Raw genomic sequence first — 20,670 nt, forward strand, 5'->3', positions numbered from 1 at the left:
ATCTGAAATGTCCATCCCCGGCGCCGTACTGTGCGCGGCGCAGCCCCTTCCGGGACGATACACCAGTCTCGTCACTCAGGGACATAGCTTCTCTACGCTCCGTGACGACCAGCGGCTATGCGCGCACGCACCGCGCCCGGAAGGTTGCGGACCGTACCGGAAGCGGATTACACGCGTATTGCCGCGATGGTCAGTTGTCGGTGGACCCCGTCGTCAAAATCACGTTGCGCAACGGCTCCCGGTTCACGAAACGGTTCAGCTGGTCGGTGACGAGTCGCCTGGCGCGCGGCAGGAAGGCCGAGGTGGGGCCGCCGACATGAGGGCTGATCAGCACGCCGGGCGCCTGCCACAAGGGGTGTCCGGCCGGCAGCGGCTCGGGGTCGGTGACGTCCAGGGCCGCGGTGAGGCGGCCGCTCTCCAGTTCGGCGAGGAGGGCCTTGGTGTCCACGACGGGCCCGCGCGCGACGTTCACGAGCAGTGCGCCGTCCTTCATCCGTGCGAGGAACTCCGCGTTGACCAGGCCGCGCGTGGTGTCCGTGAGGGGCGTGGTGAGGATGACGACATCGGCTTCCGGAAGCAGATCCGGCAGTTCGGTGAGCGGGTGCACGGGACCGCGCGCCGAGGCGCGCCCGGAGCGCGCGACGCGCGCCACCCGCGCAACCTCGAAGGGCACGAGCCGGTCCTCGACGGCCGAACCGATGGCGCCGTAGCCGACGATGAGGACGGACTTGTCGGCGAGGGCCTGGTGGAAGCCGCCCTGCCAGTGCTCCTGCTGCTGGGCCCTGACGAACCCCGGGACACCGCGCAGGGAGGCCAGCGTCAGGGTGAGCGCGAGTTCGGCGGTGCTCGCCTCGTGCACGCCGCGGGCGTTGCAGAGCTGCACCCCGGGGACGATCAGGTCGAGGGCCGCGGTCATGTCGTCGACGCCCGCGGTGAGGGTCTGGATGAGCCGCACGGTGCGCATTCCCGCCAGCGGGCGCACCTTGACGGCCTGCCGCTTCATGTAGGGGACGACGTACACGGCGCACTCGGCGGGGTCACCGGGGAACTCCTGGTCACCGTCCCAGAAGAGGTAGTTGAGCCCTTCGGGCAGGTCCGTGAACTCGTCGGGCGGGATGGGGAGCCATGCGTCCTGGGTCATGGTCAGGAGGCTATGTCAGGGCCGCCGCGGCGGGCGGGTTAGGTTGGGAGCCCAAGAAGGAGGTTCACGGGCTGGTGGAGCGCAGGACGATCGGCGCGGGGGCGCTCACGGTGGGGGCCGTCGGACTCGGGTGCATGCCGATGAGCTGGGGGTACAGCGGGTCGCGGCAGCGGGGCGAGGAGTCGCTGAGAGCGGTGCACCGGGCGCTGGACCTGGGCGTGACACTCCTTGACACGGCGGACATGTACGGTCCGTTCACCAACGAGCTGCTGCTGGGGCGGGTGCTCAGGGAGCGGCGTGCGGAGGCCTTCGTGTCGACGAAGGTGGGGCTGCTGGTGGGCGACCAGCACATCGTGGCCAACGGCAGGCCCGGCTATGTGAAGCGGGCCTGCGACGCGTCGCTGCGGCGGCTGCAGACCGATGTCATAGACCTCTACCAGTTGCACCGCGCCGACCCCGAGGTTCCCGTCGAGGAGACCTGGGGCGCGATGGCGGAGTTGGTGCAGGCGGGAAAGGTGCGGGCGCTGGGGTTGTGCGCCGTGGGGGCGCGCGGGGGGCGCAGGTCCGGCGCGCGACTGCACGACGCTACCCTGCAGCAGCTGCAGCGGGTACAGCAGGTGTTTCCGGTGAGCGCGGTCGAGGCGGAGCTGTCGGTGTGGTCGCCGGAGGCGCTGGAGTCGCTGCTGCCGTGGTGTGCGGCCCGGGGGGTGGGGTTCCTCGCGGCGATGCCGCTGGGCAACGGCTTCCTGAGCGGGACGCTCACGCCGGGTGAGGGGTTCGAGCCGGACGACCTGCGGGCGCGGCACCCCCGCTTCACGGCGGAGATGATGGCGGCGAACCAGCCGATCGTGGCGGGGCTGCGGAGGGTGGCGGGCCGGCAGAGGGGTGGCGGTGTCACCGCCGCTCAGGTGGCGCTGGCGTGGGTGCTGGCGCAGGGGGCGCATGTGGTGCCGGTGCCGGGGACGAAGCAGGGGCGTTGGGTGGCCGAGAACGCCGGTGCGGTGGAGGTCCGGCTGACGGCGGAGGATCTGGCGGAGCTGGGCGGGCTGCCTGCCGCGCAGGGCTCCTGGGACTAGCCCGGGGACTGCCGCGCTCTGCCGGTGGTCCGGTGCGGCGCCGTGGGAGCTGGTCGCGCAGTTCCTCCCCCAGCCTTCGGCCGGGGGTGCCCCCAGCGCCCCTTTGGGGGCGCGCTGTACTACCGTCGGTCGGACGAGCCGGGCTGTTCGAAGGGACTGTGATCGTGCGACGTCGAGCTGTGCCCACTTTGTTGGCGACGGCCGGACTCGTGCTGGTGGCGGGGTGTTCCTCCGGGGGTGGTGGTGGGGACCTGCCCACGCCGTCCTTTGCCGGAGGGGCGTCTGCGAGCGGCTCGGGGACCTCCGCGTCCGTCGGGGCATCGGACTCGGCGGCGCCCGCCAAGGGGTCGGTCAAGGTCGTGCGTACGGTCGCCGAGGGGCTGAAGTCGCCCTGGGGGCTCGCGCCGTTGCCGGACGGGGCGGGGCTGCTGGTGTCCGACCGGGACGACGGGACGATCAGCAAGGTCGACGAGAAGACCGGGAAGATCACGGAACTGGGCGTCGTCTCCGGGGTGTCCGCGGCCGGTGAGGGGGGCCTGCTGGGGATCGCGCTCTCCCCCGACTTCGCCTCCGACCACATGATCTACGCGTACTTCACGTCGGCCTCCGACAACCGCATCGTCCGCATGCTGTGGGACGAGAGCAAGCCGGCCAAGGAGCAGCTGGGCGCCCCCGACACGATCTTCAAGGGGATTCCGAAGGGGTACATCCACAACGGCGGGCGGATCGCGTTCGGCCCGGACGGCATGCTCTACGCGGGGACCGGGGAGAGCGGACAGCGGGGGCTCGCGCAGGACAGGAAGTCGCTCGGCGGCAAGATCCTGCGGCTGACGCCGGAGGGCGACCCGGCCCCCGGCAACCCGTTCCCGAACTCCCCCGTCTACACCTACGGCCACCGCAACGTGCAGGGCCTCGCCTGGGACGACAAGCAGCGGCTGTTCGCCTCGGAGTTCGGGCAGGACACCTGGGACGAGCTGAACGCCGTCAAGCCGGGCGGCGACTACGGCTGGCCGGACGCGGAGGGCAGGTCGTCGGACCCGAAGTACGTGAACCCGATCGCCCAGTGGCACACCGACGACGCCTCCCCGAGCGGCATCGCCTACGTCGACGGCGTCATCTGGATGGCCGGTCTGAAGGGGCAGCGGCTGTGGCGCATCCCGTTGGACGGCACCACCGCGGCCGCGGCTCCGCAGGCCTTCCTCACCGGTAGGTACGGCCGCCTGCGCACGGTCGTGGCGGCCGGCGGCGACAAGGTGTGGCTGGTGACCAGCAACACCGACGGGCGGGGCAAGCCGAAACCGGGCGACGACCGGATCCTGGAGCTGGAGGTGAAGTAGCCGGCGCGGGCGGCGCCGCTCACGCCTCGTCGTCCCCGGGGTCCGCCGCGGGCTCGTCCCCGACGTCCGCCGCGGGCTCGTCCCCGACGTCCGCCGCCGACTCCGCCGCCGGGTCCTCCTGCGGAAGCCGTATGACGACCTTGCCGGACGCGAGGTCTATCGGCCCGCGCCCTGGATCCGTGTCTCCCACGTCCTCCCGGGTCAGCTCCAGCCGCTTCTGCTCCTCGTGGGTGTGTTTGCGGCCGGGTGCGAACAGCTCCTCGAACATGTTGAACACGGTGCCTCCTCCGCCGTCCCCTCACCTGATCGGGTCGAGTGCCTCGGCGGGGAACATCCCCAGTCTGTGTGCCACCGCCGCCGCCTCGCCCCTCCCTGCAACGCCCAGCTTGCCCAGAATGTTCGAGACGTGGACGCTCGCGGTCTTCGGGGAGATGAAGAGCTCCTCGGCTATCTGGCGATTGGTGCGGCCGGCCGAGACCAGGCGCAGGACGTCACGCTCCCGGCTGGTGAGGCCGAGGCTCTCCACGGGGTCGAGGACCGGGCGGGCGGCGCGGGCGGCGAGGGTGAGGCGGGCGCGCTGGGCGAGGAGGGCGACGGCCTCGGCGAGCGGGCGGGCACCGAGGTGGTCGGCGACGGCCCCGGCCAGCCGGAGGAGTTCCGTCGCACGGTCGCGTTCGTCGTCCCCGGTGGCCTCTTCGAGCAGGGCCTGGGCGAGGCGGCGGCGGACCCGGGCGAGGTCGTAGGGGCGGTCCAGGCACTCGAAGTCGGTGACCACGTCCGACCAGAGGGCGGCGGTGTCGGTGCCCCGGGCGCGGTGCAGCTCGGCTCGGGTCCAGCGCTCGTACGCCTGCCACAGGGGTGCGACGGTGGCGAGCTTGCGGGTGGTCTCGGCGAGCCGGTCGAGGGTCTCGGCGCGGCCGTCGGCCGCCGCGGGCAGGGCGCGGGCGTCGGCCTCGGCGGTGGCGGCGGCCAGCAGCAGGGGCCAGCCGTAGCGGTGGGTGCCCGGCGGGAAGCCGGCCGCCAGGGCGCGCTCCAGCTCGGTGCGGGCGTCGAGGAGCCTGCCCTCCGCGGCGGCGACGCCGATCGCGATCCGGGCGACCGGCAGCTGTGCCTGGGGCATCGGGTCGTGGGTGCCGTAGTGGGCGCGCGCGATGGCGAGCCTGCGGGCGGCCTCGGCCGTGTCGCCCCGGGCGAGGGCGATGTGGGCGAGGTGCAGGGCGCCGGCGCCGCGGGGCTTGGCGCTGGCCGCGGAGCCCAGGGCGCCCGCGGCGGCCTCGGCGGCCTCGTCCCACCGGCCGAGCGCGTACAGCGACTCGGAGAGGTTGCCCCAGACCCATGCCTCGGCGTCCAGCAGGCCGTATCTGCGGGTGAAGGCGATGCCTTCGCGCTGGATCGGCACCGCCTCTCGGGAGCGGCCGACCGACTCCAGCTCGGAGGGGAGGTTCGTGTACGTGCGGCCCGCGACGTGGGCGACGCCTTCCTGGAGCGCGGCGTCCTTGACGCGCTCCAGCTCCGCGAGGCCGTCGTCGACGTCGCCCGCGTCGACCATGAGGGTGCCCAGGGTGACGCGCGCGTTGAGCTCGATCTCGCGGGCGCCCACCATCCGCGCGTACTCCACGGCCCGTTCGGCGGCGGCGAAGGCCTCCGGGCCCGGCTCGTGCAGCATGGACCAGGCGGCGGCGTTGGCCAGCACGTCGGCGTGCACCTCGGAGGGCGGCAGGCCGCGCACCAGGTCCTGGGCGGTGCCGAGTTCCTGCCAGCCGTCGCCGCGGGCCAGGCCCTGGACCAGCCGGGAGCGCTGTACCCAGAACCAGGCGGCGCGCTGCGGGTCGTGCTCGTCCTGGAGGATCCGCAGCGCCTTCTTGGTGATCTTCAGGGCGCGTTCGCGCTCGCCGCAGAAGCGGCCGGCGACGGCCGCCTCCGCCATCAGGTCCAGGTAGCGCAGCGGGGTGGTGGCGGGATCACAGCCGCAAGGAGGGTAGACGTCGGTGTAGTCGACGGGGCGCAGGGCCGCACGGACCTCCTCGGGGGCGGTGTCCCACAGCTCCATCGCCCGCTCCAGGAGCCGCAGTTGTTCGCTGTAGGCGTGCCGGCGGCGGGCCACGACGGAGGCGTCGAGGGCGGCGGGCAGGGCTTTGGCCGGGTCGTGTGCCTGGTACCAGTAGCTGGCCAGGCGGGTCACGCGCGCGTCGGCCGGCACCAGCTGGGGGTCGGCCTCCAGTGCCTCGGCGTAACGGCGGTTGAGCCGGGAGCGTTCACCGGGCAGCAGGTCGTCGGCGACGGCCTCGCGGACCAGGGAGTGCCGGAAGCGGTAGCCGTCGCCTGCCGGGGTGGCGGTGAGGAGGTTGGCGCCGACGGCGGCCCGCAACGCCTCTATCAGGTCGTCCTCGGCGAGCTGGGCGACGGCGGCCAGCAGCCGGTACTCGACGGTCGAGCCGCCCTCCGCGACGATCCGGGCGACCCGCTGGGCGCTCTCGGGCAGCGCCTCGACCCGGACCAGGAGCAGGTCGCGCAGGGAGTCGGTGAGCCCGGTGCAGCAGCCCTCGGCGCCGGCCACGGCGAGTTCCTCGACGAAGAAGGCGTTGCCGTCGGAGCGTTCGAAGATCTCGTCGACCTGGGCGGGGTCGGGTTCGGCGGCGAGGATGCCGGCGATCTGGCGGCCGACCTCCTCACGGGTGAACCGGGCGAGTTCGAGGCGGCGGACGGTGCGCAGCCGGTCGAGTTCGGCGAGCAGGGGGCGCAGCGGATGGCGGCGGTGGATGTCGTCGGAGCGGTAGGTGGCGAGGACGACGAGCCTGCCGGTGCGCAGGGTGCGCAGCAGGTAGGCGAGGAGGTGGCGGGTGGAGGCGTCGGCCCAGTGCAGGTCCTCCAGGGCGAGGACCACCGTGCGCTCGGTGGCGACCCGCTCCAGGAGACGCGCGGTGAGTTCGAAGAGGCGGGCCATGCCCTGTTCGTCATGGCGGCCGGAGGTGGCCTCGCCGAGTTCGGGCAGCAGCCGGGCCAGCTCGTCCTCCTGGCCCGCGGCGGCCTCTGCCAGTTCGTCGGGCAGCGCGGCCCGCAGCGCGCGCAGCGCGGTGGAGAAGGGGGCGAACGGCAGCCCGTCGGCGCCGATCTCCACGCAGCCGCCCAGGGCGACGACCGCGCCCTGGCGGCAGGCGGCGGTGGCGAACTCCTCGACCAGCCGGGTCTTGCCGACACCGGCCTCGCCGCCGAGCAGCAGCGCCTGCGGCTCGGCGGCCCCGGCACGCTCCAGCGCGTCGTTCAGTGTGTCCAACTCGTCGTTGCGGCCTACGAACACGGGACTCACGGACCTGGTTTCCACAGGCCAGAGCATCGCATGGGCCGCGGAGCCCACGGCAGCGGTTTTCCACAGCGCCGGTGCGCTTGTCGTACCGGTGGACGGCAACGGGGGAAGCCGGTGGCCGACCCCCGTGCGGCCACCGGCTTCCCCGTTCCCGGTCTCCGGGCGGCCTGTCCCGCCCGGGCCTGCCGTGTTCACGCGGCGCGCGGGAGCCGGCGCCGGTCACGGCGGTCGGTATGGGCCTCCTGAGCCGCCAGGGCGTCTGCCGTCGCCGTGGTGTGCCCGGCCGCCCCGGCTGCCCGGGCCTCGCGGCGGGCGGCGCGGCGGGAGCGGACGGCCTCGCGGGCGAGACGGGCGTCCGCGGCCTGCCGGCGCAGTTCGGCGGATCGGATCCGGTGGAGTTCGTACTCGAACATGGTGTGTCCCTTGTGAGATCGGGTGATCGGGCTTCGCTTCTCGCGATGCCTCCACCTTCGTCTCCCAGGGGGGTGCGCCACATCGGGAGAGTTCCGCATCTTCGCGGGGCCGCCGGACCCCGGACACGCGTAAGGGGCCTCAGACCGTCCGTAAGGTGCTTACGGACGCCCTAAGGCCCCTCCGAACCGCGCCGTCGCGGCGGGCTCAGCTGGTCGACGGCAGCCCGAGGAGTGCGTCGGAGTACTTGAGGACGGCGAGCAGCAGGCCGATGACGCCGAGCGCGACACCCGCCCAGGCCACCGACTTGATCCACGGCGCCTGCTGCCTGCCGGGAGCGCCGAAGGCGGGCCGGGCCAGCACCACGACGCCGGTGAGCAGCGCGGCCAGCGCGAACAGGCCGGCCCACAGGGCGGTGGTCGCCCACGCGTCGCCGTACACCTCCTTGACCTGCTTGGCGACGCTCGCGCTCGACGAGGTCTGGAGCTGGCCGACGAGGGTCTCGCGGGCGGCGGCCACCGTCCCGATCCAGCCACCCGTGAGGGAGACCAGGCCGAGCGCGGCGGAGACGACGGCGGCGGCACCCTGCCCGACCCCGGACGGGGCCTCGGCCTCGGCAAGGTCGGCGTCGTCCTCCAGGTCCTCCGCGTTCTCCGCGTTCTCCGCGTCGAGGTCGGTGTCCGTGCCGTCGGCGGTCTCGGAAGCGGCCTCGGCAGCGGCCTCCGGCATGTCGTCGGCGTTCTTGGTGACGCTCACCTTCTCTTCGTCGGTCGTGGCCTCGGCGCCCGTCGCGGCACCGGTCTCGTCAGCTGTCTTGGTTCCCATGTCCGGCACCGTACGGATCCTGTCTGAGAGGCGTCTTAATGATCGTTCGCAGCGGCACGCGCGCGTGCTTCACGCCATTCCGGGGCGAGGATCGACCACACCTCCAGGTCGTGCCGTACGCCACCATAGGGGTGCGCCTGACGGCGTACGCCATCGCGGGTCATCCCCAGCCGCCGGGCCACGTTCAGGCTGGGCTCGTTGCCCGAGGCGGCGACCCACTCGATCCGGTGGATGCCGCGCTGGTCGACCGCGAAGTCGAGCAGGACCCGCATCGCGCGCGTGACGAGTCCGCGCCCGGTGCCGGCCGGCTCCAGCCAGCAGCCGACCTCGGCGTTCCCGTGTTCGGCGTCGAAGTTCAGGAAGAGCACCCCGCCGACGAGCGTGCCCTGAAGCCACAGGCCGTGCAGGGAGGCGGTGTCGGCGGCGCGCATGTCCGCGTACCGCTGGAGCATGGCCCGTGCGGCGGGCACGTCCGTCTCCTTGGAGCCGAAGGAGATGAACTGTCCGATGAACTCCCGCCCGCGGTCCAGGTGGGCCAGGAACTCCTCGGCGTGCCAGGGCTCCAGTGGGCGCAGTTCGGCGTCGTCGCCCAGGGATATCGCGTACATCGTCTTCTCCAGTTCCACCGCGTCCTCGATCGGCACGTCGAGCCTCTCATGTGCGGCGCGGTGCCCGGGCGGCCCGATGCCGGTCCGGCGCGGGTGCGTCAGTCGAACTGGTCACCGAGAGCCATGGTCATGACCCCCAGGATCATCAGCCAGAGCGCCCAGCGGGTACGGCCGCGGGCCCCCAGGACCGCCGCGAGCACGCACACGGCGGAGCCGGAGCCGTAGGCGGCCGGCACCAGGGCGGGCACGCCGCCGCCCACTCTCATCAGCGCGGCGGTGAGCCCCATCAGGGCCAGCAGCACCCCGGTCACGGTGGCGGTCCAGCGGGCCCTGCGGGCGTCCTCGTAGAGGTCCTCACCCTCGTCGTCCGCGGCCTCGGGCCCGGGTGTCCCGACGGGTTCGGCGTCCGATCCGGCGTGTGCGGTCATGGCGGGCGAGCGTAGTACCCGCACCTGAGGAAACCGGCTGCGGACCAGCTGGACCAGTGCCGGCTTCCGCTGGTCAGCCTCCATCGGCCCCTCGCCGGCGACCGAAGCGGGTGCACTGTCTGACGGTCCGAATGAGCTCCTGCGCATCGCCCTTCACTACGAAGATCACAAGGAGCCCGTTCAGTCATGTCCGACGCCGTCTCACCGGCACCGTCGAAGGGACGCCTCTCTCACCGGCCGCCTGGCCCTCCCCCGGTACCCGCTCAGCAGTGGATCGTGGGCCGCCGCCTGTGACGTGGTACGGCCCCGGAGGCGCTGCCTCCGGGGCCGTACCACGTGCGTGCCGCTCGCTCAGCCCTCGCTGACGCCCAGCTTCTCCAGGATCAGCTCCTTGACGCGGGCCGCGTCGGCCTGGCCGCGGGTCGCCTTCATGACCGCGCCGACCAGGGCGCCGGCCGCGGCCACCTTGCCGCCGCGGATCTTGTCGGCGACGCCCGGGTTGCCGGCGATGGCCTCCTCGACGGCGGCGGTCAGGGCGCCCTCGTCGGAGACGACCTTCAGGCCGCGCTTGTCGACGACCTCGTCCGGGGTGCCCTCGCCCGCGAGGACGCCCTCGATGACCTGCCGGGCCAGCTTGTCGTTCAGGTCACCCTTCGAGACCAGCTCGGTGACCCGGGCGACCTGCGCCGGGGTGATCGCCAGCTCGTCGAGCGAGCTGCCCGACTCGTTGGCGCTGCGTGCCAGTTCGCCCATCCACCACTTGCGGGCGGAGGCCGCGTCGGCCCCGGCGTCGATGGTGGCGACGATCAGGTCCAGCGCGCCGGCGTTCATGATCGCCTGCATCTCCACCGCGGAGACGCCCCACTCGGCGAGCAGCCGGTTGCGGCGGGCCAGCGGCATCTCCGGCAGCGCGGCGCGGATCTCCTCGACCCACTCGCGCGAGGGCGCCACGGGGACCAGGTCGGGCTCCGGGAAGTACCGGTAGTCCTCGGCCTCCTCCTTCACGCGGCCCGAGGTCGTCGACCCGGTGTCCTCGTGGAAGTGCCGGGTCTCCTGGACGATCGTGCCGCCGGAGGACAGTACGGCCGCGTGCCGCATGATCTCGAAGCGGGCCGCGCGCTCCACGGACCGCAGCGAGTTCACGTTCTTGGTCTCGGAGCGGGTACCGAACTTCTCGGTGCCGATGGGGCGCAGCGACAGGTTCACGTCGCAGCGCATCTGGCCCATCTCCATGCGGGCCTCGGAGACACCGAGCGCCCGGATGAGCTCGCGCAGCTCACGGACGTACGCCCGTGCGACCTCGGGAGCGCGCTCGCCCGCGCCCTCGATCGGCTTGGTGACGATCTCGATGAGCGGGATGCCCGCGCGGTTGTAGTCGAGCAGGGAGTGGGACGCGCCGTGGATGCGGCCGGTGGCGCCGCCGACGTGCGTCGACTTGCCGGTGTCCTCCTCCATGTGGGCGCGCTCGATCTCCACGCGGAAGGTCTCGCCGTCCTCCAGCTGTACGTCGAGGTAGCCGTTGAAGGCGATCGGCTCGTCGTACTGGGAGGTCTGGAAGTTCTTCGGCATGTCCGGATAGAAGTAGTTCTTCCGGGCGAAGCGGCACCACTCGGCGATCTCGCAGTTCAGCGCGAGGCCGATCTTGATCGCGGACTCGACGCCGGTCGCGTTGACGACCGGGAGCGCGCCGGGCAGGCCGAGGCAGGTCGGGCAGGTCTGCGAGTTGGGCTCGGCGCCCAGCTCGGTCGAACAGCCGCAGAACATCTTGGTCCTGGTGCCGAGTTCGACATGGACCTCGAGGCCCATGACGGGGTCGTAGGACGCCAGCGCGTCCTCGTACGACACCAGGTCGGTCGTGGTGGTCACGGTGAAACTTCCCTCTCAGCCCAGCAGGACGTCGTCGTCACCCAGCCGCTTCAGCTCGCGGTAGAGGATGGCGAGGCCGGTGACGATCGCGACGGCGGACACGGTGGCATCGATGAGCCGGAGCGTGTCGTGCTCGGCGCGGGCCTTCTTGATCTGCTTGGCGACACTCACCGCGCCGAACGCGGTGGTGGCCATGGACAGGTACGTACCGGACTTCGACTTCTTGAAGCCCTTGGCCTTCGACAGTGCGTTGCTCACAGCGACGGTGCCTCCTCAAGGAGCGGGTGACCCCACCTTTCCACGAAGGCGGCCTCGACGGCGGCGCCGACCTTGTAAAGGCGGTCGTCCTTGAGCGCCGGGGCGATGATCTGCAGGCCCACCGGGAGGTTGTCCTCCGGGGCGAGACCGCAGGGCAGCGACATCGCCGCGTTGCCCGCGAGGTTCGTCGGAATGGTGCACAGGTCGGCCAGGTACATCGCCATCGGGTCGTCGGCGCGCTCGCCGATCGCGAAGGCGGTGGTCGGCGTCGTGGGCGACACGATGACGTCCACCTGCTCGAAGGCCTTCTCGAAGTCGCGCGTGATGAGCGTGCGGACCTTCTGGGCGGAGCCGTAGTACGCGTCGTAGTAACCGCTGCTCAGCGCGTAGGTGCCGAGCATGATGCGGCGCTTGACCTCGGGGCCGAAGCCGGCCTCACGGGTGAGCGAGGTGACCTCTTCGGCGGAGTGGCCGCCGTCGTCGCCGGTCCGCAGGCCGTAGCGCAGGCCGTCGAAGCGGGCGAGGTTGCTCGAACACTCGCTGGGCGCGATCAGGTAGTAGGCCGACAGCGCCAGGTCGAAGGACGGGCAGTCCAGCTCGACGATCTCGGCGCCCAGCTCCTTCAGCAGCGCGACGGACTCGTCGAACCGCTGGATGACGCCGGCCTGGTAGCCCTCGCCGCGGAACTGCTTGACCACGCCGACGCGCATGCCCTCGACGCTGCCGTTGCGGGCGGCCTCGACGACCGGCGGCACCGGCGCGTCGATGGAGGTGGAGTCCATCGGGTCGTGCCCGGCGATGACCTCGTGGAGGAGGGCCGCGTCCAGGACCGTACGGGCGCACGGGCCGCCCTGGTCCAGGGAGCTGGAGAAGGCGACCATGCCGTACCGGGACACCGCGCCGTACGTCGGCTTGACGCCGACCGTGCCGGTGACGGCGGCCGGCTGGCGGATGGAGCCGCCGGTGTCGGTGCCGATGGCGAGCGGCGCCTGGAACGAGGCGAGGGCGGCGGACGAGCCGCCACCGGAACCACCGGGGATCTTGGTCAGGTCCCAGGGGTTGCCGGTCGGCCCGTACGCGCTGTTCTCGGTGGAGGACCCCATGGCGAACTCGTCCATGTTGGTCTTGCCGAGGATGATCACGTCGGCGGCCTTCAGCCGCTTGGTGAGCGTGGCGTCGTACGGCGGGATCCAGCCTTCGAGGATCTTCGAGCCGACCGTGGTCGGGATGCCCTCGGTGGTGAAGATGTCCTTGAGCGCGAGCGGTACGCCGGCGAGCGGGCCGAGCTTCTCGCCCCGGGCCTTCTTCTCGTCGACGGCACGGGCCTGCGCCAGGGCGCCCTCGCGGTCGACGTGCAGGAAGGCGTGCACCTTCTCGTCGACGGCCTCGATCCGGGCGAGGTGGGCCTCGGTGACCTCGACGGCCGTGAGCTCGCCTGCGGCGATCTTCGCGGCGATCTCGGCGGCGCCGAGCTTGATGATGTCCGTCATGGCTGTCTAGTCCTCCCCCAGGATCTGCGGCACCTTGAAACGCTGCTGCTCCTGGGCCGGGGCGCCGGAGAGCGCCTGCGCGGGGGTGAGCGAGGGACGGACCTCGTCCGCGCGCATGACGTTCGTCAGGGGCAGCGGGTGCGAGGTCGGCGGTACGTCTTGGTCGGCGACCTCGCTGACGCGGGCGACCGCGCCGATGATGTCGTCCAGCTGGCCGGCGAAGTGTTCGAGTTCTTCGGGCTTCAGCTCCAGACGCGCCAGCCGGGCGAGGTGGGCGACCTCCTCGCGCGTGATGCCAGGCATGCAGCGTTCCTCTGGGGTGAGTGTGTGTGGTTTGGAGCCAATCCTATGGGGCGGGGCCCGATGACCGTGAAACGGTTTGCTCCGGGCCCCGAAACGTCCGTGCGTCCGCGGCTCAGTGCCGGGTCTCCCAGGCCTCGCTCCGCAGGTAGTGGTTGTCGTACAGCTCCTGCACCTCCAGGAGGCTCTCCAGGGTGGCCTCACCCAGTCGCAGGCGCTGGAGGTGGCGGAAGTACTCGAAGCGCTCCACGCCCGGCGTGATGACGATCAGGATGTCCGCGGTGCTGCCCGGAACCGCGGCGAAGGCGTGCGGCCTGCCGGGCGGGACGACGACCAGGTCACCGCGCCCGGCGGTGACGACGTCGTCGCCGGAGAGCACGTCGGCGGCGCCGTCGAGCAGGTAGAACAGCTCGGCGGAGTTGCGGTGCAGATGCGGCACGGCACCGTCGGCGCCCTCGCCCAGCGTGACGCGCACGGTGGAGAGCGCGCCGCCGGTGGAGCTGCTGTCGGCGAGCAGTCTGACGCCGACCGGGTCACCGCCGACGACCTCGGCGTCGGCCTCCCGCACGATCACGGATTCATCGAACTTCGGCACGAACAGCGACATTTCCGAACCCCCGGTTGTTGACGGGACGTCGACGCGGTCAGACGAGGAACAGCAGGGCGGCGCTGACCAGTACAACGATCGCGGTGGCGAAGTGGATCCCGAAGGCGACCGCCTTGGCCCCGCCGTTCCGCAGCACCGTCACCGTGTCCCCGAACGGTATGAGGGCGACGCAGAGCATGAACCAGGCCTCGGCCTGCGCGCCGGAGAAGGCCAGCAGCGCGAGCCCCACGACCCCGAGCGTGCCGTCCCTGAGGCCCTTGACCGTGAGGTAGGCGCGGGCGTCACCCGTCGGGTCGGCGGGGACGCCGTAGCCGGCGGCGGCAGGCCCCGGCTGGAACAGGAACCGGTAGCCGAGGAACAGGCAGAACAGGTCGAGCAGGACGGCGAGCGTGTAGGCGGTGACGGTCATGGTGGCCCCCTGTTGGTTGTTTTCTAGCAGCGCTAGGACTGATAGCGAAGCTAGCAGAGCATCGACAGATTGGCTAGCACTGCTAGAATCCGGAGCATGTCGATTCAGAACCGCCGGGAACGCGAACGGGCCGAGCGCGAACGGCTGATCGTCACGGCCGCCCGCGAACTCGCCGAGACGGAGGGCTGGGACGCGGTGACGACCCGCCGCCTGGCCGCCGAGATCGAGTACAGCCAGCCGGTCCTCTACAGCCACTTCAAGGGCAAGGACGCGATCATGGCGGCGGTGGCCGTCCAGGGCTGTGCGGACCTGGCGGAGGAGCTACGGGCGGCCCACGCGTCGGTTACGGGCACCCGGGAGGCACTGGCCGCGGTGGCGGCCACGTACACGTCGTTCGCGCGCCGCCGCCCGGCCCTCTACGACGCGATGTTCACCCACCTGGTGGACCTCCCGTTCGCCACCCCCGAGGCCCCGGAGCCGCTGCAGGCGGCCTTCGGCGAGATCCTGCGGGCGGTCGAGCCGATCACCGGCGACGGGGAGGACGCGGGCGCCCTGACCGAGACCTTCTGGGCGGCCCTGCACGGCCTGGTGACCCTGATGCGCAGCGGCCGCCTTCCGGAAGCGGCCCACGAGACGAGGCTGGCGCTGCTGGTCGACCACTTCGGCGCCCCATGACTTCTCAGCGCCCCGAGGTTCGCGCCCCGAAGGGGCGCTGGGGGCACCCCCGGCCGAAGGCTGGGGGAGGAACTGCGCGGCCAGCCCCAACGCACCCGCACCCGCGACCGCACCGCCACGGCAGACGCCCGCCTCTTGAGAAACGGTGAACGGGCGAGCGGGTGGGAAACTACTCGGCCGCCGGCAACGCCGCCCGCGGCCGCTGCCACCCCCGCGACCCCCGCGCCAGCAACCACGCCGTGGTCTCCTCCGGCGGCATCGCCGCCGCCACCAGCCACCCCTGCACGGCGTCACACCCCAGATCCCGCAGCCGCTCCCACGTCTCGTCGTCCTCCACGCCCTCCGCGACCACCAGCAGCCCCAGCGAATGCGCGAGGTCGACCGTGCAGCGCACGATCTCCGCGTCCTCGTTGTCGACCGCCAGCCGGGCCACGAAGGACCGGTCGATCTTCAGCTCGCTCACCGGCAGCCGCCGCAGGTGCACGAGCGACGAGTACCCTGTGCCGAAGTCGTCGAGCGACATCTTCACGCCGTGCCCGTGCAGCCCCGCGAGGGTGTCGGCGGCCCGCTGCGGGTCCTCGAGGAGCACGTGCTCGGTTATCTCCAGCTGCAGCGCCCCGGCCGGCACCCCGTGCCGCGCCAGCCGCGCCGCCACCAGGCCGGCGAACCCCGGCGTGTGGACGTCGCGCGGCGAGACGTTGACCGCCACCGGCACCCGCAGCCCCTGCGCCCGCCACTCGGCGACCTGCCCGAGCGCGGTTTCCAGCACGTACTCCGTCAGGTGGGGCATCAGCCCGGAGGACTCGGCGATCGCTATGAACTCGTCCGGCGGCACCTTCCCGCGCTCCGGGTGGACCCACCGCACCAGAGCCTCGAGGCCGGCCACCTGTCCGTCGAAACGGACCTTCGGCTGGTAGTGCAGCTGCACCTCGTGGGCGTCCAGGGCGCGCCGCAGATCGCCCAGCAGGCCCAGCCGGTCGGGGGTGTTGGAGTCCCGCTTGGACTCGTACACCTCGACGCCGGTACGGTCCCTCTTCGCCTGGTACATCGCCACGTCCGCACGGCGCAGCAGTCCCTCCGCGTCGAGCGCGTGGTCGGGGAAGACGGCGACCCCCGCGCTGGCCTCCAGGACGAGGGTGAGGCCGTCGAGGTCGAGCGGCGAGGAGAGGGCCGTGACCAGGCCCCGCGCCACCCGGGTGGCCGAGGTCGTGGAGTCGGCGACCGGGAGTAAGACCGCGAACTCGTCGCCGCCGAGCCGGGCCGCCTCCGCACCGCGCGGCAGCGCGGCCCGCAGCCGGTCGGCTATCTGGAGCAGCAGCCGGTCACCGGCGAGATGACCGAGCGTGTCGTTGACCGAACGGAACCGGTCGAGGTCGATCAGCATGAGGGCGGAGCGGGCGCCGATGCGTTCGGCGTCGTCGAGGGCGGTCCAGATCCGTTCCAGCAGCCACTGCCGGTTGGGCAGTCCGGTCAGCGGGTCGCGCAGCTGCTCCTCGGCGCGGGCCCGGGCTATCCACAGGGTGGAGTCGAGGGCGACCAGCGGGATGGCGAACAGCGGCAGCAGCAGCGGCTGGGCGACGGCGACCACGCAGATCAGCGGGGCGATGCCGAGCAGGGCGACGGCGACCAGGCCCTGCCGCATCAGGGCGGTGCGGGCGACGGTGGGCACGCCGCCGCCGCGGGGTGCGTGCAGGTACCAGAGCAGGGCGCGGGTGACGGCGAGGTAGGCGGCCGCGACGAGCACGACCTCGGGAGCGGTGGCGACGCTCCAGCTGCCGGGGTTCCAGGGTGACTCGACGGTCGGGACACGTCCGCACACGAGGAGCACCAGCGCGCCGGCGCCGATGCCGAGGATGTCCACCGCGCCGTGCAGGACGCCCTGCCGCCAGCGGTGGCGCCTGGCTATGCCGACCAGGACGACGACGGTGAGGCTGACCATGCCGGCCGGCACCCAGCCGTACAGGAGGAGGACGGCGAGGGTGAGGGCGGCGCCCGAGCCGGTGCCGCCCCACCAGCGGGCGCGGCCCAGCAGGACGAGGTGGCCGACGATGATGCCGGTCAGCACGGCCAGCGACCAGCCGACGGTGCCGGACGGGAAGAGGGCGTGGTCGTCGGAGAACGCGCGGTAGAACCCGGCGCCGAGGACGAACGCGGCGGCCGCGACGACCCCGGCGGGCAGCGCGGGCCAGGACAGGTGCCGTTCGTGCTCGGTGCCGGCCAGGCCGGGCGGCGGTTCGACGGCGGCCAGCGGCAGCGGGTCGCGCGCGTCGGCCGCGGCGCTCACCGCCGGCACGCGCGAGGTACCCGGCATGCCGGGGCGCCGGTCACCCCGCCCCGTCCACCGGCTCCCCCGCCACGCGCACGCCCGGCGGCGCAGCGGCAGCCGCGCGCCCGTGGCGGCGCTCTCGGTCGGTTCCATTCCCGTCCCTCTCACAGCCGGCGGTGCCCACGCCATGCGGTCCGTGCCCTGCCGGAGCACGGGAATGCCCCGACCGAGCTGGGCACGGCAGGTGCACGTCTCAACAGTAGGCCGCAGAAGGCTTCCACGGGCAGCGGTCGTAGACGGTTGCCCGATTGCGCCCCGGCCACCCGTATGCATCTGATATGCGCCGAACGGGTGGCCTTCAACCGCTACTCCCCGGTCGGAAGGGCGACTTCGGCCGCGGCGTCCGGTCCCTGCTCCAAAAGGACGACAAATCCCTCCTCGTTCAGAACAGGAACCTTCAGCTGCATCGCCTTGTCGTACTTCGATCCGGGGTTGTCACCGACGACCACGAAGGCGGTCTTCTTCGACACCGAGCCGGTCACCTTGGCGCCGCGGCTCTGCAGCGCGTCCTTGGCGCCGTCCCGGGTGTAGTGCTCCAGGGTTCCGGTCACGACGACGGTGAGGCCCTCGAGCGGACGCGGCCCCTCGTCCTCTCCCGTGGACTCGTCCTCCAGCGGTACGCCGGCGGCCTTCCACTTTCGGATGATCTCGCGGTGCCACTCCTCGGCGAACCACTCCTTGAGCGCGGTCGCGATGATGCCGCCGACGCCGTCGATGTTCGACAGCTCCTCCTCGGTGGCCTGCTCGATGCGGTCGATGGAGCGGAACTCGCGGGCCAGTGCCTGGGCGGCGACCGGTCCGACGTGCCGGATGGACAGGCCGTTGAGGAAGCGGGCGAGCGGGCGGGTCTTCGCCTCCTCGATCTTCTGGAGCAGCGCGAGGGTGTTCTTCTTGGGCTCGCCCTTCTGGTTGGCGAAGACCGTGACGACCTTCTCCTCGCCGGTCTTCGGGTCGCGCTTGGGCAGCCCGCTGTCCGGGTCCAGGACGTACGCCTTGATGGGCAGCAGCTTCTCGACGGTGAGGTCGAACAGGTCGCCCTCGTCGACCAGAGGCGGGTCGGCGGGCTCCAGCGGCCGGGTGAGCGCGGCCGCCGCGACCCCGCCGAAGTGGTCGATGTCCAGGCACTCACGGCCCGCGAGGTAGGAGACGCGCTCTCTCAACTGGGCCGGGCAGGTGCGGGCGTTGGGGCAGCGCAGATCGATGTCGCCCTCCTTCATCGGCCGCAGCGGCGTCCCGCACTCCGGGCACTCGGCCGGCATCACGAACTCCCGCTCGCTGCCGTCCCGCAGGTCGACGACCGGACCGAGGATCTCCGGGATGACGTCACCGGCCTTGCGCAGCACCACGGTGTCGCCGATCAGCACGCCCTTGGCCTTGACGACCTCCTGGTTGTGCAGGGTGGCGAACTCCACCTCGCTGCCGGCCACGGTGACCGGCTCGACCTGGGCGTACGGCGTGACCCGCCCGGTGCGGCCGACGCCCACCTTGATGTCGATGAGCCTGGTGTTGACCTCCTCCGGCGCGTACTTGTACGCGATCGCCCACCGGGGTGCGCGGGCCGTCGAGCCGAGGCGCCCCTGGAGCCGGATCTCGTCCAGCTTGACGACGACACCGTCGATCTCGTGCGCCACGGAGTGCCGGTTCTCGCCGTAGTAGGCGATGAACTCCCGTACGCCGTCGAGGTCGTCGACGACCCTGTTGTGCGGGGAGGTGGGCAGGCCCCAGGTCTTGAGCAGGTCGTAGGCCTCGGAGAGCCGGTTCAGGCCCTCGAAGCCGGCCAGGGCGCCGATGCCGTGCACGACCATGTGCAGCGGGCGGGAGGCGGTGACCCGCGGGTCCTTCTGGCGCAGCGAACCGGCCGCCGCGTTGCGCGGGTTGGCGAACGGCTTGTCACCGGCCGCGACCAGGCGTTCGTTGAGCTCGGCGAACTTCTCCATCGGGAAGTAGACCTCGCCGCGGATCTCGACCAGGTCCGGGACCCGCTCGCCGTGCAGCCGGTCCGGGATCTCCGCGATCGTACGGACGTTGGGCGTGATGTCCTCGCCGGTGCGGCCGTCGCCGCGGGTCGCCGCACGGGTGAGGCGGCCGTGCTCGTAGGTGAGGTTGACGGCGAGACCGTCGACCTTCAGCTCGCACAGGAAGTGGTACTCCTGCTCGCCCAGCTCCCGGTGGATCCGCTCGGCCCAGGCCGCCAGGTCGTCGTCGTTGAACGTGTTGTCCAGCGACAGCATCCGCTCGCGGTGCTGGACCGACGTGAACTCCGTCTCGTACGCCCCCGCGACCTTCTGGGTCGGCGAGTCGGGCGTGCGCAGCTCGGGGTACTCGTCCTCCAGCGCCTCCAGCGACTTGAGGAGCTTGTCGAACTCCGCGTCGCTGATGACCGGCGCGTCGTTCACGTAGTACCGGAAGCGGTGCTCCTCGATCTGCTCAGCGAGCCGCGCGTGCTTCTCCCGTGCCTCGGCGGGCACTGCCGTCTCCGCCTGCTGCTTGTCGCCGGCCACCGTGTTCCTCCCGTTACTCTGGGTTGTCCGCGAGTGATCTCGCCGCCCGGACGCAGTGGGCGAGTGCCTCCCGGGCGTACGCGGGGGAAGCGCCCGCCAGCCCGCACGCCGGGGTGACGGTGACGGACTCCGCGAGAAGCCCCGGTCGCAGCCCCAGCCTGCGCCACAGCGTCCTGACACCCATGACGCTACCGGCAGGGTCTGACAATGCCGTGTCCGTGCCGGGCACGACACCGGCGAAGAGCCGGGTACCCGCCTCCACCGCCTCGCCGAGCACGTCGTCGTCACGTTCGGTGAGGAGCGAGAAGTCGAAGGAGACCCCCGCCGCCCCGGCGCGCCGCAGCAGCGCGAAGGGCACGTCCGGGGCGCAGGAGTGGACGACGACCGGGCCGTCGGCGTGCACGCCGAACACGTCGCGCAGGGTGGACTCGACGACCTGGCGGTCGACCGCGCGGTGGGTGCGGTAGCCGGAGGCGGTCTTCACCTGGCCGCGCAGTACGGCGGTGAGGGACGGCTCGTCGAGCTGGAGCACCAGGCGGGCGCCGGGCACGCGCCGCTGCATCTCGGCCAGGTGCAGACGCAGACCCTCGGCGAGGGAGGCGGCCAGGTCACGGCAGGCGCCGGGGTCGGAGAGGGCGGACTCGCCGTTGCGCAGCTCCAGGGCGGCGGCCAGCGTCCAGGGGCCGACCGCCTGTACCTTCAGCGGGCCCGTGTACTCCTGGGTGAACTCCTCCAGCGCGTCCAGGTCCTCGCCCAGCCAGGACCTGGCCCGCCGGGTGTCGCGGCCCGGCCGGTCGCCGATCCGCCAGCCGCTGGGCTCCACGCGCGCGTACAGCTCGACGAGCAGACCCGCGGTGCGGCCGATCATGTCGGCGCCGGGGCCGCGGGCGGGCAGTTCGGGCAGGAAGGGGAAGTCCTCGAAGCTGCCGGTCGCGGTCTTGGCGGCCTCGCGGGCGTCGGTGCCGGGGAGCGAGCCGACGCCTGTGGCGGGGCCGAAGTCGGAGATTGCGTTCACGGGAGGAGCCTAAGCGGGTGGGCGGTGCGGTGTGCGGCGAGGCGGGTGCGGCGGTGCGGGTGGGGTGTGCGGCGGGGCCCGCTCATTACGGGT

19 protein-coding genes are annotated in these 20,670 nt (G+C 72.2%); 3 read left to right on the forward strand and 16 right to left on the reverse strand.

The window, feature by feature from the left end; all coding sequences use genetic code 11:
• Positions 1 to 190: 190 nt before the first annotated feature.
• On the reverse strand, positions 191 to 1,141 hold the full coding sequence (locus tag ACZ63F_RS30160) for a 2-hydroxyacid dehydrogenase (protein WP_469715597.1): 951 nt from the start codon (positions 1,139 to 1,141) through the stop codon (positions 191 to 193).
• A 74-nt stretch (positions 1,142 to 1,215) separates the two neighbouring features.
• On the opposite strand from ACZ63F_RS30160, the gene ACZ63F_RS30165 reads away from it, so the two are divergent.
• Complete coding sequence (locus ACZ63F_RS30165) at positions 1,216 to 2,217, forward strand: aldo/keto reductase (protein WP_469715599.1); 1,002 nt, start codon at positions 1,216 to 1,218, stop codon at positions 2,215 to 2,217.
• Between the two features lie 158 nt (positions 2,218 to 2,375).
• Positions 2,376 to 3,554: a PQQ-dependent sugar dehydrogenase gene (locus tag ACZ63F_RS30170; RefSeq protein ID WP_469715602.1), complete on the forward strand. Its 1,179-nt coding sequence runs from the start codon at positions 2,376 to 2,378 to the stop codon at positions 3,552 to 3,554.
• A 19-nt stretch (positions 3,555 to 3,573) separates the two neighbouring features.
• Here ACZ63F_RS30170 and ACZ63F_RS30175 read toward each other — a convergent pair whose 3' ends face one another.
• The 12 genes from ACZ63F_RS30175 to ACZ63F_RS30230 form a co-directional block, all read right to left on the reverse strand.
• Positions 3,574 to 3,822, reverse strand: coding sequence for a DUF6191 domain-containing protein (locus ACZ63F_RS30175; protein ID WP_469715748.1), 249 nt, complete (start codon positions 3,820 to 3,822; stop codon positions 3,574 to 3,576).
• 30 nt (positions 3,823 to 3,852) lie between these two features.
• The gene (locus ACZ63F_RS30180; RefSeq protein WP_469715751.1) at positions 3,853 to 6,888 is read right to left on the reverse strand and encodes a helix-turn-helix transcriptional regulator; all 3,036 of its coding nucleotides are present in this window, start codon (positions 6,886 to 6,888) and stop codon (positions 3,853 to 3,855) included.
• 161 nt (positions 6,889 to 7,049) lie between these two features.
• On the reverse strand, positions 7,050 to 7,271 hold the full coding sequence (locus tag ACZ63F_RS30185) for a hypothetical protein (RefSeq protein WP_469715604.1): 222 nt from the start codon (positions 7,269 to 7,271) through the stop codon (positions 7,050 to 7,052).
• Between the two features lie 205 nt (positions 7,272 to 7,476).
• Positions 7,477 to 8,094 (reverse strand): hypothetical protein, encoded by a 618-nt coding sequence (locus tag ACZ63F_RS30190; protein WP_469715606.1) that lies wholly within the window; start codon positions 8,092 to 8,094, stop codon positions 7,477 to 7,479.
• Positions 8,095 to 8,129: 35 nt separating this feature from the next.
• Positions 8,130 to 8,702, reverse strand: coding sequence for a GNAT family N-acetyltransferase (locus tag ACZ63F_RS30195; protein WP_351961379.1), 573 nt, complete (start codon positions 8,700 to 8,702; stop codon positions 8,130 to 8,132).
• Between the two features lie 98 nt (positions 8,703 to 8,800).
• The gene (locus ACZ63F_RS30200) at positions 8,801 to 9,130 is read right to left on the reverse strand and encodes a hypothetical protein (protein ID WP_469715608.1); all 330 of its coding nucleotides are present in this window, start codon (positions 9,128 to 9,130) and stop codon (positions 8,801 to 8,803) included.
• Positions 9,131 to 9,481: 351 nt separating this feature from the next.
• The gene (gatB, locus tag ACZ63F_RS30205; RefSeq protein WP_469715610.1) at positions 9,482 to 10,996 is read right to left on the reverse strand and encodes an Asp-tRNA(Asn)/Glu-tRNA(Gln) amidotransferase subunit GatB; all 1,515 of its coding nucleotides are present in this window, start codon (positions 10,994 to 10,996) and stop codon (positions 9,482 to 9,484) included.
• Positions 10,997 to 11,011: 15 nt separating this feature from the next.
• On the reverse strand, positions 11,012 to 11,254 hold the full coding sequence (locus tag ACZ63F_RS30210; RefSeq protein ID WP_046726919.1) for a hypothetical protein: 243 nt from the start codon (positions 11,252 to 11,254) through the stop codon (positions 11,012 to 11,014).
• Positions 11,251 to 12,744, reverse strand: coding sequence for an Asp-tRNA(Asn)/Glu-tRNA(Gln) amidotransferase subunit GatA (gene gatA, locus ACZ63F_RS30215; protein WP_382717813.1), 1,494 nt, complete (start codon positions 12,742 to 12,744; stop codon positions 11,251 to 11,253). The genes ACZ63F_RS30210 and gatA overlap by 4 nt, the downstream gene beginning before the upstream one ends.
• A gap of 6 nt (positions 12,745 to 12,750) precedes the next feature.
• Complete coding sequence (gatC, locus tag ACZ63F_RS30220; RefSeq protein WP_067164579.1) at positions 12,751 to 13,047, reverse strand: Asp-tRNA(Asn)/Glu-tRNA(Gln) amidotransferase subunit GatC; 297 nt, start codon at positions 13,045 to 13,047, stop codon at positions 12,751 to 12,753.
• Positions 13,048 to 13,159: 112 nt separating this feature from the next.
• Complete coding sequence (locus ACZ63F_RS30225) at positions 13,160 to 13,651, reverse strand: cupin domain-containing protein (protein ID WP_469715614.1); 492 nt, start codon at positions 13,649 to 13,651, stop codon at positions 13,160 to 13,162.
• A gap of 37 nt (positions 13,652 to 13,688) precedes the next feature.
• Complete coding sequence (locus tag ACZ63F_RS30230) at positions 13,689 to 14,060, reverse strand: DUF4267 domain-containing protein (protein ID WP_469715617.1); 372 nt, start codon at positions 14,058 to 14,060, stop codon at positions 13,689 to 13,691.
• Positions 14,061 to 14,156: 96 nt separating this feature from the next.
• On the opposite strand from ACZ63F_RS30230, the gene ACZ63F_RS30235 reads away from it, so the two are divergent.
• Complete coding sequence (locus tag ACZ63F_RS30235) at positions 14,157 to 14,735, forward strand: TetR/AcrR family transcriptional regulator (protein WP_469715619.1); 579 nt, start codon at positions 14,157 to 14,159, stop codon at positions 14,733 to 14,735.
• A gap of 169 nt (positions 14,736 to 14,904) precedes the next feature.
• Here ACZ63F_RS30235 and ACZ63F_RS30240 read toward each other — a convergent pair whose 3' ends face one another.
• From ACZ63F_RS30240 to ACZ63F_RS30250, 3 genes are all read right to left on the reverse strand, one after another.
• The gene (locus ACZ63F_RS30240) at positions 14,905 to 17,154 is read right to left on the reverse strand and encodes a putative bifunctional diguanylate cyclase/phosphodiesterase (protein WP_469715621.1); all 2,250 of its coding nucleotides are present in this window, start codon (positions 17,152 to 17,154) and stop codon (positions 14,905 to 14,907) included.
• Positions 17,155 to 17,366: 212 nt separating this feature from the next.
• Entirely contained in the window at positions 17,367 to 19,562 is a 2,196-nt protein-coding gene (gene ligA, locus ACZ63F_RS30245) for an NAD-dependent DNA ligase LigA (RefSeq protein ID WP_469715625.1), read from the reverse strand.
• A 13-nt stretch (positions 19,563 to 19,575) separates the two neighbouring features.
• A complete protein-coding gene (locus ACZ63F_RS30250; protein ID WP_469715628.1) occupies positions 19,576 to 20,577 on the reverse strand; it encodes a methionine synthase in 1,002 nt (333 codons plus the stop codon).
• Positions 20,578 to 20,670 lie beyond the last annotated feature (93 nt).

Source organism: Streptomyces sp. NPDC104761 (assembly GCF_055583445.1).

What these genes read in the sequence shown, in the direction of transcription:
- ACZ63F_RS30160 (WP_469715597.1), bottom strand. Translation starts at nt 1,141, where the DNA reads ATGACCCAGGACGCATGGCTCCCCATCCCGCCCGACGAGTTCACGGAC.
- ACZ63F_RS30175 (WP_469715748.1), bottom strand. Translation starts at nt 3,822, where the DNA reads ATGTTCGAGGAGCTGTTCGCACCCGGCCGCAAACACACCCACGAGGAG.
- ACZ63F_RS30180 (WP_469715751.1), bottom strand. Translation starts at nt 6,888, where the DNA reads ATGCTCTGGCCTGTGGAAACCAGGTCCGTGAGTCCCGTGTTCGTAGGC.
- ACZ63F_RS30185 (WP_469715604.1), bottom strand. Translation starts at nt 7,271, where the DNA reads ATGTTCGAGTACGAACTCCACCGGATCCGATCCGCCGAACTGCGCCGG.
- ACZ63F_RS30190 (WP_469715606.1), bottom strand. Translation starts at nt 8,094, where the DNA reads ATGGGAACCAAGACAGCTGACGAGACCGGTGCCGCGACGGGCGCCGAG.
- ACZ63F_RS30195 (WP_351961379.1), bottom strand. Translation starts at nt 8,702, where the DNA reads ATGTACGCGATATCCCTGGGCGACGACGCCGAACTGCGCCCACTGGAG.
- ACZ63F_RS30200 (WP_469715608.1), bottom strand. Translation starts at nt 9,130, where the DNA reads ATGACCGCACACGCCGGATCGGACGCCGAACCCGTCGGGACACCCGGG.
- gatA (WP_382717813.1), bottom strand. Translation starts at nt 12,744, where the DNA reads ATGACGGACATCATCAAGCTCGGCGCCGCCGAGATCGCCGCGAAGATC.
- gatC (WP_067164579.1), bottom strand. Translation starts at nt 13,047, where the DNA reads ATGCCTGGCATCACGCGCGAGGAGGTCGCCCACCTCGCCCGGCTGGCG.
- ACZ63F_RS30225 (WP_469715614.1), bottom strand. Translation starts at nt 13,651, where the DNA reads ATGTCGCTGTTCGTGCCGAAGTTCGATGAATCCGTGATCGTGCGGGAG.
- ACZ63F_RS30230 (WP_469715617.1), bottom strand. Translation starts at nt 14,060, where the DNA reads ATGACCGTCACCGCCTACACGCTCGCCGTCCTGCTCGACCTGTTCTGC.
- ACZ63F_RS30235 (WP_469715619.1), top strand. Translation starts at nt 14,157, where the DNA reads ATGTCGATTCAGAACCGCCGGGAACGCGAACGGGCCGAGCGCGAACGG.
- ACZ63F_RS30240 (WP_469715621.1), bottom strand. Translation starts at nt 17,154, where the DNA reads ATGGAACCGACCGAGAGCGCCGCCACGGGCGCGCGGCTGCCGCTGCGC.